This window comes from Bradyrhizobium sp. ISRA430 (assembly GCF_029909975.1).
Lineage (GTDB): Bacteria > Pseudomonadota > Alphaproteobacteria > Rhizobiales > Xanthobacteraceae > Bradyrhizobium.
In genome coordinates, this window is sequence record NZ_CP094516.1 from 2,889,889 (window position 1) to 2,899,862 (window position 9,974).

The 9,974-nt window shown below is 65.3% G+C and carries 13 protein-coding genes; 10 read left to right on the plus strand and 3 right to left on the minus strand.

Going from position 1 to position 9,974, the window contains the following annotated elements:
• Positions 1 to 46 precede the first annotated feature (46 nt).
• The 6 genes from MTX21_RS14070 (at position 47) to MTX21_RS14095 (ending at position 6,068) form a co-directional block, all read left to right on the plus strand.
• Positions 47 to 1,036 carry an L-threonylcarbamoyladenylate synthase gene (locus MTX21_RS14070; RefSeq protein WP_280965400.1) on the plus strand — a complete coding sequence of 330 codons (990 nt, stop codon included), beginning with the start codon at positions 47 to 49 and terminating at the stop codon, positions 1,034 to 1,036.
• A 91-nt stretch (positions 1,037 to 1,127) separates the two neighbouring features.
• Positions 1,128 to 2,555 (plus strand): FAD-binding oxidoreductase, encoded by a 1,428-nt coding sequence (locus MTX21_RS14075; RefSeq protein ID WP_280965401.1) that lies wholly within the window; start codon positions 1,128 to 1,130, stop codon positions 2,553 to 2,555.
• Complete coding sequence (locus tag MTX21_RS14080; protein WP_280965402.1) at positions 2,552 to 3,007, plus strand: GNAT family acetyltransferase; 456 nt, start codon at positions 2,552 to 2,554, stop codon at positions 3,005 to 3,007. Before MTX21_RS14075 ends, MTX21_RS14080 begins: the two co-directional genes overlap by 4 nt.
• 20 nt (positions 3,008 to 3,027) lie before the next feature.
• Entirely contained in the window at positions 3,028 to 3,609 is a 582-nt protein-coding gene (locus MTX21_RS14085; protein ID WP_280965403.1) for an NUDIX domain-containing protein, read from the plus strand.
• Positions 3,610 to 3,909: 300 nt separating this feature from the next.
• Positions 3,910 to 4,839 (plus strand): glycine reductase, encoded by a 930-nt coding sequence (locus tag MTX21_RS14090; RefSeq protein ID WP_280965404.1) that lies wholly within the window; start codon positions 3,910 to 3,912, stop codon positions 4,837 to 4,839.
• Between the two features lie 35 nt (positions 4,840 to 4,874).
• Positions 4,875 to 6,068 (plus strand): CoA transferase, encoded by a 1,194-nt coding sequence (locus MTX21_RS14095; protein ID WP_280965405.1) that lies wholly within the window; start codon positions 4,875 to 4,877, stop codon positions 6,066 to 6,068.
• Positions 6,069 to 6,254: 186 nt separating this feature from the next.
• On the opposite strand, the gene MTX21_RS14100 is transcribed toward MTX21_RS14095, so the two are convergent.
• Positions 6,255 to 7,013, minus strand: a complete 759-nt coding sequence (locus MTX21_RS14100; protein ID WP_280965406.1) for an SOS response-associated peptidase — start codon at positions 7,011 to 7,013, stop codon at positions 6,255 to 6,257.
• A 63-nt stretch (positions 7,014 to 7,076) separates the two neighbouring features.
• On the opposite strand from MTX21_RS14100, the gene MTX21_RS14105 reads away from it, so the two are divergent.
• From MTX21_RS14105 to MTX21_RS14120, 4 genes are all read left to right on the plus strand, one after another.
• Complete coding sequence (locus tag MTX21_RS14105; protein ID WP_280965407.1) at positions 7,077 to 7,577, plus strand: hypothetical protein; 501 nt, start codon at positions 7,077 to 7,079, stop codon at positions 7,575 to 7,577.
• 3 nt (positions 7,578 to 7,580) lie between these two features.
• Positions 7,581 to 8,021, plus strand: a complete 441-nt coding sequence (locus tag MTX21_RS14110) for an NUDIX hydrolase (RefSeq protein WP_280965408.1) — start codon at positions 7,581 to 7,583, stop codon at positions 8,019 to 8,021.
• Positions 8,022 to 8,066: 45 nt separating this feature from the next.
• Positions 8,067 to 8,444, plus strand: a complete 378-nt coding sequence (locus MTX21_RS14115) for a TIGR02301 family protein (protein WP_280965409.1) — start codon at positions 8,067 to 8,069, stop codon at positions 8,442 to 8,444.
• A 296-nt stretch (positions 8,445 to 8,740) separates the two neighbouring features.
• Entirely contained in the window at positions 8,741 to 9,007 is a 267-nt protein-coding gene (locus tag MTX21_RS14120; protein ID WP_279371778.1) for a hypothetical protein, read from the plus strand.
• A gap of 95 nt (positions 9,008 to 9,102) precedes the next feature.
• Here MTX21_RS14120 and MTX21_RS14125 read toward each other — a convergent pair whose 3' ends face one another.
• Both MTX21_RS14125 and MTX21_RS14130 read right to left on the minus strand, forming a co-directional pair.
• Entirely contained in the window at positions 9,103 to 9,423 is a 321-nt protein-coding gene (locus MTX21_RS14125) for a cupredoxin domain-containing protein (RefSeq protein WP_280965410.1), read from the minus strand.
• A gap of 10 nt (positions 9,424 to 9,433) precedes the next feature.
• The gene (locus tag MTX21_RS14130) at positions 9,434 to 9,955 is read right to left on the minus strand and encodes a DUF4142 domain-containing protein (RefSeq protein WP_280965411.1); all 522 of its coding nucleotides are present in this window, start codon (positions 9,953 to 9,955) and stop codon (positions 9,434 to 9,436) included.
• Positions 9,956 to 9,974 lie beyond the last annotated feature (19 nt).

Consider the following 9,974-nt stretch of genomic DNA (forward strand, 5'->3'; position numbering starts at 1 on the left):
CGGCTTTGGCGCACCGCAAGCGGCGGGTTTGAGGAATTTTGTCCCAGTGAAGACGGGTCTTGAAACACTGATTCTGCCGGCCGGCTCGGCCGCCTCGGAGGCCTCTGCCCGGACGCTCGCTGCCGGCGGGCTGGTCGCGTTCCCGACCGAGACGGTCTACGGGCTCGGGGCTGACGCCGCCAACGCGACCGCGATTGCCCATCTCTACGCCGCCAAGGGACGACCGGCCTTTAATCCGCTGATCGCGCATGTCGCCGATCTTGCCGCCGCGCGGCGGATCGGCCGGTTCGATGCGCGCGCGCTGAAGCTTGCGGAGGCGTTCTGGCCGGGACCGCTGACGCTCGTGCTGCCGAAGGCGGAAAACTGCCCGGTGGCTGATCTTGCCACCGCGGGCCTCGACACCGTCGCGATCCGCATTCCCGCCCATCCGGTCGCGCAGGAAATCCTGCGCGCCTTCGGCGGAGTGGTGGTGGCGCCGTCCGCAAACATCTCCGGCCATGTCTCGCCGACGCTGGCTGCCCATGTCGAAAGCGACCTTTCGGGACGCATCGACCTGATCGTCGACGGCGGGCCGGTCAACGTCGGCGTCGAATCGACGATTCTCGGCTGCTTCGAGGCGCCGATGCTGTTGCGCCCCGGAGGGCTATCGCGCGAGCGGATCGAGGCCGTGCTGGGTGCGCCGCTGTCGCGGCCGCCCGCAAACGTCGAGAGCGACGATTCGCAGCCGCTGGCGCCGGGCATGCTGGCCTCGCACTACGCCCCGCGCGCGACCGTGCGGCTCAATGCGCGCGATGTTGCTGGAGGTGAAGCGCTGCTGGCCTTTGGCCCTGCGCGCCTGCCTGGAACGGATGCCGCGGCCGCCGTCATGAATCTGTCGCCTGCGGCCGATCTCGATGAAGCCGCGGTCAATTTGTTCGGCTATCTTCGCAGCCTCGATGCCAAAAGCCCCCGAGCGATCGCGGTGATGCCAATTCCCGAAGAAGGCTTGGGCGAAGCCATCAACGACCGGCTGCGCCGCGCGGCTGTGGCGCGCTAGCGCATGATCCGAACCCGGAGGCCGCGTTCAGCAGCGGTTTTCCGAGAAGACCATGTGCAAACAGAAAAGAAGCGGAATGAAAGAAGACGACATGAACATCAATAAATCGGCCACCCCTCCGCTTGCGCCCGAGCTGATCGAGAAATTTCGCAAGATCGTCGGCGACCGGCACGCAATCACCGATGCGGCTGACATCGAGGCCTACGTCACCGAGGAGCGCAACCTGTTCCACGGCCGCTCGCCGCTGGTGCTGCGCCCGGGCTCGACTGCCGAAGTCTCCGCGATCTGCAAGCTCGCCTCCGAGCACCGCATCGCGCTGGTGCCGCAGGGCGGCAATACCGGGCTCGTCGGCGGGCAGACCCCGCACAATGGCGAGGTCGTGGTGTCGCTGCGCCGGCTGGACAAGATCCGCGAGGTCGATACCGCCTCGAACACGATGACCTGCGAGTCCGGCGTAGTGTTGCAAATCGCGCAGCAGAAGGCGGCCGAGGTCGACCGGCTGTTTCCGCTCTCGTTAGGCGCGGAGGGAAGCTGCACGATCGGCGGCAATCTCTCGACCAATGCCGGCGGCACGGCCGCGCTCGCCTTTGGCGTCGCACGCGAGATGGCGCTGGGGCTCGAAGTGGTGCTGGCCGACGGACGCGTGCTCAACGTGCTGTCGAAGCTGAAGAAGGACAACACCGGCTACAATTTGCACAACCTCTTCATCGGCGCGGAAGGCACGCTCGGCATCATCACGGCGGCGACGCTGAAACTGTTTCCGAAGCCGAGGGCGATCGAGACCGCTTTCGTCGGGCTGAAGTCGCCGGATGCGGCGCTGAAACTGCTCACGATCGCGCAGGGCGAGGCCGCCAACGCGCTGACGAGCTTCGAGCTGCTGTCGGAGATGGCGGTCGACTTCTCGATCCGCCACGGCATCGACGTGCGCGATCCGCTCGAGCAGAAACATCCCTGGTACGTGCTGATGGAATTGTCCTCGCCGCGCGACGATGCGCGCGGGACGCTGGAATCGATCCTCGGCCGCGCCATGGAGGAGGAGATCGTCGACGACGCCGTGATCGCGGCCAATCTCACCCAGCGATCCGGCTTCTGGAAGCTGCGTGACGAGATGTCGGCGGCGCAGAAGCCGGAAGGCGGCTCGATCAAGCACGACATCTCCGTGCCGGTCGCCGCCGTGCCTGCCTTCATTGCGGAAGCCGATGCCGCGGTGGTGAAGCTGATCCCCGGCGCGCGGCCGGTGCCGTTCGGCCATCTCGGCGACGGCAACCTGCACTATAACGTTAGCCAGCCGGTCGGCGCCGACAGCGCGGACTTCCTTGCGCGCTGGCACGAGATGAACGCGGTGGTGTTCGAGATCGTGCTGCGCATGGGCGGCTCGATCTCGGCCGAGCACGGCATCGGCGTGCTCAAGCGAGATGAACTGCCCGACGTGAAGGACAAGACCGCGATCGAGCTCATGCGCTCGATCAAGGCGATGCTCGACCCCCTCGGAATCATGAACCCCGGTAAAGTGCTGTGAACGCCCCTCTCTCCCCTGCTCCGCTCGCGATCGCTTCGATCAACGATGCCGACGTCGAGACCGTCGTTGCGCTGTGGCAGCGTTGCGGCCTGACGCGGCCCTGGAACGATCCGCATACCGACATCGCGCTGGCGCGGCGCCGCGAGAACTCAACGGTGCTGATCGGGCGCGACGGCAGTGCGATCGTCGCGACCGCCATGGTCGGCCATGACGGCCATCGCGGCTGGGTCTATTACGTCGCAGTCGATCCCGACTGCCGCAAGCGCGGCTATGGCCGCGTGATCATGGCCGCGGTGGAAGACTGGTTGCGTCAGGCCGGGATCTTGAAGCTCCAGCTCCTCGTCCGCCGCGAGAACGCGCAGGCCAATGCATTCTACCAGTCGCTCGGCTTTGCCGAGTCGACCTCGGTGATGTTCGCAAAGTGGCTCGACGGCCGGGAGCCAACGCCTTAGCGCTTACCTGGAAGACAACGATGCCTCTTTCCGACCGCGTCCGCATCAAGGACGTCCGCGTGCTCTCGGACAATTGGACCGTCCTGAAAGAAACGACGTTCGACTTCCGGCGCGCCAATGGCGAATGGCAGACGCAGCGTCGGGAAACCTATGAGCGCGACAACGCCGCAGCCGTGCTGCCCTACAATCGCGCACAGCGCACGGTGATCCTGGTGCGCCAGTTCCGTCTGCCGGCGTATATCCGCGGCTACGACGACCTGCTGATCGAAGCGGCCGCCGGCGTGCTTGACGATGCCTCTCCGGAAGAGCGCATCCGCGCCGAGACCGAGGAGGAAACCGGCTATCGCCTCCATCACGTGCAGAAGATATTCGAGGCTTTCATGAGCCCCGGCGCCGTGACGGAGAAGATGCATTTCTTCATCGCCGAGTATGAGCCGGAGATGCGCGTCAGCGACGGCGGCGGCCTTCCTCACGAAGGCGAGGACATCGAGGTGCTGGAGCTTTCGATCGACGAGGCCCTCGCCATGATCGCCGACGGTCGCATCATCGATGCCAAGACGATCATGCTATTGCAATACGCAGCGCTGCATGTGTTTCGGTAGCTAGATCGATCCTATGGCACGCCGCTCTCCCTTCTCCCCTTGTGGGAGAAGGTGGCGCGAAGCGCCGGATGAGGGGTCTGCCTCCGCAATATCGAACTCGAAGAGGTTCACCCGGGACGGAGACCCCTGACCCGCCTCGCTTCGCGAGGCACCCTCTCCCACAAGGGGAGAGGGGAAGGCAGCGCAATTTGCTGCTCCACTCCAGTTGCAATTCAGGCCTGCACCATCCCGCTCCCCCGTTGAGCAAATCGCCGACTATCTCTAGTCTGGCCTCAACAAGAACCAGAGGAGACGCACTCCATGTCCGCGCCGCGCGACGACGAATTCGGCTTTGCGCCCGACTACGACTCTCCTGTCCCCTATATGCAGCGCACGCGCGACTATTACGCGGCGATCGGCTACACTACGCCGTATCGCTGGGCGCATCATGTCGAGGCACCGTTCCAGCCGCTGAAGAAGCCGCTGGCGCAATCGCGCGTCACGATCATCACGACGGCGGCACCTTTCGATCCCACCAAAGGCGACCAGGGACCAGGCGCGGCGTATAACGGCAGCGCCAAGTTCTATCAGGTCTATGACGGCGACACGTCCAAGCAGCACGATTTGCGCATCTCGCACATCGGCTACGACCGCAAGCACACGTCGGCCACCGACAGCGGCACCTGGTTTCCGCTGCCGCAACTCCTCAAGGCGAGTGCCGCCGGGCGCATCGGCGAGGTTGCCCCGCGCTTCTTCGGCGCACCGACCAATCGCAGCCATCGTGTCACCCTCGACACCGACGCGCCGGAAATCCTGGCACGCTGCCTCGCCGACAAGGTTGACGTCGCGGTGCTGGTGCCGAACTGCCCGGTCTGCCACCAGACCACGGCGCTAGTGGCACGGCACCTGGAGAGAAACGGCATTCCGACCGTGATCATGGGCTGCGCCAAGGACATTATCGAGCATGCCGCCGTGCCGCGCTTCCTGTTTTCCGATTTCCCGCTCGGCAATTCCGCCGGCAAGCCGCACGATGTCACCTCGCAGGCGCAGACGCTGGAGCTGGCGCTGAGGCTGCTGGAGACCGCGAGCGGGCCCCAGACGACGATGCAGTCGCCGCTGCGCTGGAGCGAGGACGCGTCCTGGAAGCTCGACTACAACAACATCGCGCAGCTCTCCCCCGAAGAGCTCGCACGACGCCGCGCCGAATTCGACAAGCAGAAGGAGATCGCGCGCGGCAACCGGGCGGCCTGACGTCCCCCGACAACAATAATCGACGGGAGAGAGACGTGACGCGACCGTTCGAAGGCGTGAAGATCCTGGACTTCACGCAAGTGCTCGCCGGCCCCTATGCGAGCTACCAGCTCGCGCTATTGGGCGCCGACGTCATCAAGGTCGAGCGGCGCGAGGGCGAGGACATGCGCCGCACGCCGCTCTCCCGCGAATGGGCGGAACGAGGGCTGGCGCCGGCGTTCCAGGCCATCAACGGCAACAAGCGCAGCCTGACGCTCGATCTGCAAAAGCGAGAGGCCATCGCCATCGTGAAGAAGCTCGCCGCGCAGGTCGACGTGGTCATGGAGAATTTTCGTCCGGGCGTGATGGACAAGCTCGGCATCGGCTATGAGGCGCTCTCCGCGATCAATCCGAAGCTGATCTATTGCGCGGTGTCCGGCTTCGGCCAGACCGGCCCCGACCGCTTGCGGCCCGGCTATGACGGCAAGATGCAGGCACTGTCAGGTATCATGGCGATCACCGGGCATCCCGAGACCGGCCCAACGCGCGCCGGCTTTGCGGCGTGCGACGTGCTCTCGGGCGCGACCGCCGCGTTTGCGGTGTCGAGCGCGCTGTACCAGCGCGACCACACCGGCAAGGGGCAGCTCGTCGACGTCTCCATGCTGGAGGCGACGCTGGCTTTTCTGTCCGGCCAGATCGCGGACTGGTCGGTCGCCGGCCACCGCCAGCAGCTCTCGGGCAACCAGGCGGTCAGCCGCAGAACCACTGCAAACCTGTTCAAGTGCGGCGACGGCCACATCCTGCTCGCCGTCAACAACGAGAAGCAGTACCGCGCGCTGATGAGGGCGCTCGGCCGCGAGGACACGCTCTCCGATCCGCGCTTCGCCGACTGGTTCTCGCGCAACGAAAACGAGGGCGCGCTGCGCGCCATCATCGAGCAGGCGCTCGCGGCGAAGCCCGCGCGCGAATGGGAGACGATTTTGGAAGACGCCGGCGCGCCCTGCGCCAGCATCTGGAAGATCGAGGAGATCATCGACCATCCGCAGATTTTGGCGCGCGGCGCGATCCAGGAGCTCGACACGCCCTACGGCCGCCTGCGCTTCGCCGGCAGCGGCTTCAAGCTCGCGCATGGCGGCGGCAAGCTGGACCGCATGGCGCCGGAGCTCGGAGCGGATACCGATGCGGTGCTCAGTGAGTTAGGGATCGATGCGGAAGCGATCGCGGAATTGCGGGCACGAGAGATTGTTTGACAGTGCCGCCACACAACCACTGTCGTCCCGGACAAGCGAGCGTAGCGAGCGCAGATCCGGGACACATACCCCCAGGATCATGTTTGGCGAAAACTGGTAGCCACTATCTCGCGCCACAACTACTCCCTGTGGTTATGGGTCCCGGCCTTCGCCGGGACGACAGTGGAGTGAATGGCGACAGCTTACCTAAAACAACGACCCCTGCCCGTCATCGGCCGAAGTGGCCGCCACCTTCCGCGCCGCGCGCTTCGGCTTCGGTGCCTCCGCTTCGATCTCCTCGGCGCTGATCGGCAGCAAGAGCTGCGCGTCGTCATTGGCGACGCGGTTGACGCGGCTGGAGACCGGGTGCCAGGCGAACTCGCCGATGCGCGGGGCGGCCATCAGCGGCAGCACGGCGTCGACCTCGTCGCCGCGACAATCGAGCCAGCGCTCGAAGTCACGCGGGCCGATGGTCACGGGCACGCGGTCGTGCAGCATGGCGAGATCTTCGCCCGCCGCCGACGTGACGATAGCGACTGTGTCGAGCTCCTCGCCATTAGGCCCGACCCAGGTCTCGAACACCGCGGCAAAGCCGAGTGGCTCGCCATTGGCGCGGTGGATGAAGAAGGGCTGCTTGCGGCCGTCGACTGCCTTCCACTCGTAATAGCCGTCGGCCGGGATCAGGCCGCGCCGCCTGCGAATTGCGTTCTTGAAGGCGGGCCTTTCCAGCACCGTCTCCGAGCGCGCGTTGATCAGAAGCGTAAATCCACGGGGCTCCTTGACCCAGCTTGGCAACAGGCCCCAACGCATCAGGCGGAAGTGCCGCGCTCCGTTCTCGACCAGCACCACGGGGATCGGTTGTGTCGGCGCGACATTGTACCGGGGCGGGAAATTCGGCTGCTCGATATAGCCGAAGAGTTGCCGCAAAGCCGCGGGGGCCGAAGTTATGACGAAACGTCCGCACATCCTTGGAGGCCTATGTAAGATCCGTTCAGTACCTTTTAACCCCGAACGTTAACACTGCGGCCGATGAGCTCAACGGTCTCAGAACCCGCCCGGACGCATGCACAGACGGGCCCCGAGGCTGCGGCCTGGGCCGAGCGCCTGCGCGTGGCCAACATCAACCCGCGGACCGGGCTTGCCACAGACTATCTGAACCATTTCAATGAAGCCGTGATGCTGCTCGAAATGGTCCCGGACATGCCGGAATGCGCGGAAGATTTTTTGACCTGGACGCCACTGTCCTATGCCGAGCATTTCACCGCCTCGAACTTCAAGGCACGCGATCTCGCGATCGAGGCCTATGAGAAGGCCGACCCGTCCGTGCGCGCCCAGTTCGACCACCTTACCGACGCCATGACCGCGATCCTGACCGCGGTCGGTACGGCGATGCGTGAGGTGGAGAAGGACACGACGCGCGTTCGCCTCGCCGAGCAGGCCACCCTCTGGGTCAAGCCGCTGATCGCCGCCTGCGGCGGCATCATCAATGGCGGCGCGGAGGCCGACGTCGACACCATCATGGCGAACTGAGCCGTGGCCGACCCCGTGCAGCCCACCCATCCCCAGCTCGCGGTCAGCGCCGCGATCTTCCGCGACGGCAAGGTGCTGCTGGTCCGCCGCGCCCGCTCGCCCGCCAAGGGCTTTTATTCGCTGCCGGGCGGCCGGGTCGAGTTCGGCGAATCGCTGCACCAGGCGCTGACGCGCGAGGTCGACGAGGAGACCGGGCTCAAGATCGAGATCATCGGCCTTGCTGGCTGGCGCGAGGTGCTGCCGTCCACGGGCGGGGCCGGCCATTACCTCATCATGTCCTTTGCCGCGCGCTGGATCGCCAGGGAACCGGCTTTGAATGACGAACTCGACGATCACCGCTGGCTCGCACCCGATGCCCTCGCCAGCCTCTGCGACCTCAAGCTGACGGGGGGCCTGGAGGAGGTCATCCAGGCAGCACAGCGGCTGATCGGGCCTCAACGGTAGTTCCGTGCCTTGCGTCCACCGTCCGGAGGGGGCATACACCGGCCGATGTCCACGCGATTTCTGGCCATTTTTGCCGTGATTCTTGCCTGCGCCGCGGGGCCCGCCCGCGCCCAGGACGTGACGGCACCGTTCGACGCCGATTTGCAGCGGCTGGCCGAGATCCTCGGCGGGCTGCATTACCTGCGCGCCATCTGCGGGGCCAATGAGGGCAACAAATGGCGCAACGAGATGCAGGCGCTGATCGACGCCGAAACCCCCTCCGGCGAGCGCCGCACCCGCATGATTGCTGGCTTCAACCGCGGCTATAACGGCTTCCAGCAGACTTACCGGAGCTGCACCCCGGCCGCCACCGTCGCGATCCGCCGCTACATCGAGGAAGGCTCGAAGATCTCGCGCGACCTCACGGCGCGTTACGCGAATTGAAGTTGCTGCGGCCGCATCCCGATCCCTCTCACCTCATCCTGAGGAGCGCGGAACGCGCGTCTCGAAGGATGCACGCCCGGCTGCCGGCAGCGGGCCTTCATGGTTCGAGACGGCGCGAACGCGTCTCCTCACCATGAGGATCGAACGTTCGAAGGCGCAGCGGGGAACAACGACATCATCTTTGTCCACCGCCGTTAACCTTTCCTAAAGATGTGGCCTAGGCGGCGTTAATACGCGTGCTACACCTCTCGTGCAGCGCATCGCCGTGGATCGCGCCTCCAGCCTTGTCGAGTTTCATGAGCCAGCCGATTTCCTACGCCCCCGCCCGCGCGCCGCTGCCCGATCACGAGCAGAAGCAGGCCGCGCTCAGCTATCTCAACGAGGCCTGGGCCGAGGCGCGCCATGACGGCGTCGACGGCGACTGCCTGGCGCAGGCCAGCCTGTTCGCGGCGTTTGCCGAGCTCGTCGGCACCTATGGCGAGGACGCAGTGGCGAAGTTCGTCGAGGGCCTGCCCGGCCGCGTCCGCAACGGCGAATTCTCGGTCGGCATCGCACGGCAGTAAGCCGGCTCACAGGGAAACGATCTTGCACGGATAAGCAATAGCCTGGACCCGGCCGGGAGGTTTTCCCGATACGGCCGGGGCGCATTCCCTGTCCGTCACGGCTCGATCTTGAGGATCGCTTTCATGTTCGGATGATAGCGGCAGTAATAGTCGACCTTTCCTGCTTTCTTCAGAACGAATTTCGCCGACTTCTTCGGCGGTAGGTTCACGTCAAAGTCGCCGTTCTTCGCGGTGGCGGTGTGGGCAAAGACGTCCTTGTTGACCCACTCGATGGTGTCGCCGACCTTCGCGGACACGTCCGCCGGCGATACCACGAGATTCTCCATCACGATCTGAACGGTCGCGGCCTGCGCCGGAACGACCATCGACAGGAAGACGACCGCGAGCGCGATCGAGGGAAGTCGCCCCGGCTTCATCGCACGCCCCCTATTTCAGCTCCGCCGCGACATGCTCGGCGTGCTGCTCATGACCCTGGAAGATCTTCAAGCCGGTCTGCAACAGGCCCTTGAGCTCCGCATTGCTGGCGGCGGGAATGAGCTGGGTCTCCAACGCGCTGTTGACCGCCTTGTGGTAGGCGACCTCGTTCTCGACATAGGCCTTGTCGAAAGCCGCGCCCTTCAGCTTGCCGAGCTCGGCGAGCTTGTCGCTCGCCTGCTTCGATAGCGTGCGACTGGTGTCGTTCTCTTCAGGCTTCACGTTCAGCTTCTTGACCAGCGCGAGCGCCTGCTTGTTGACCGCCTCGTGATCGCGCACCATGTCCTGCGCGAACGCCTTCACGTCCTTGCTCTTGGCCTTCTTCAGCGCCTGCTTTGCGGCGTTGATGTCGATCACGCCAGCGGTGTAGGCGATATGGGCGATCTGCGGATCGGTCGGCTTTGCGCCTTGCGCGAGCGCAGGGCCGGACAGAAGGGCGATCGTTGCGATCGCCAGGCTCCATCGGACGAACATGTCTAACACTCCTGTGGTG

Bases quoted from the DNA above. Each gene is read 5' to 3' on its own strand.
- MTX21_RS14075 (WP_280965401.1), top strand. From the start codon at position 1,128: ATGAACATCAATAAATCGGCCACCCCTCCGCTTGCGCCCGAGCTGATC.
- MTX21_RS14085 (WP_280965403.1), top strand. From the start codon at position 3,028: ATGCCTCTTTCCGACCGCGTCCGCATCAAGGACGTCCGCGTGCTCTCG.
- MTX21_RS14090 (WP_280965404.1), top strand. From the start codon at position 3,910: ATGTCCGCGCCGCGCGACGACGAATTCGGCTTTGCGCCCGACTACGAC.
- MTX21_RS14100 (WP_280965406.1), bottom strand. From the start codon at position 7,013: ATGTGCGGACGTTTCGTCATAACTTCGGCCCCCGCGGCTTTGCGGCAA.
- MTX21_RS14105 (WP_280965407.1), top strand. From the start codon at position 7,077: ATGAGCTCAACGGTCTCAGAACCCGCCCGGACGCATGCACAGACGGGC.
- MTX21_RS14115 (WP_280965409.1), top strand. From the start codon at position 8,067: ATGTCCACGCGATTTCTGGCCATTTTTGCCGTGATTCTTGCCTGCGCC.
- MTX21_RS14120 (WP_279371778.1), top strand. From the start codon at position 8,741: ATGAGCCAGCCGATTTCCTACGCCCCCGCCCGCGCGCCGCTGCCCGAT.
- MTX21_RS14125 (WP_280965410.1), bottom strand. From the start codon at position 9,423: ATGAAGCCGGGGCGACTTCCCTCGATCGCGCTCGCGGTCGTCTTCCTG.
- MTX21_RS14130 (WP_280965411.1), bottom strand. From the start codon at position 9,955: ATGTTCGTCCGATGGAGCCTGGCGATCGCAACGATCGCCCTTCTGTCC.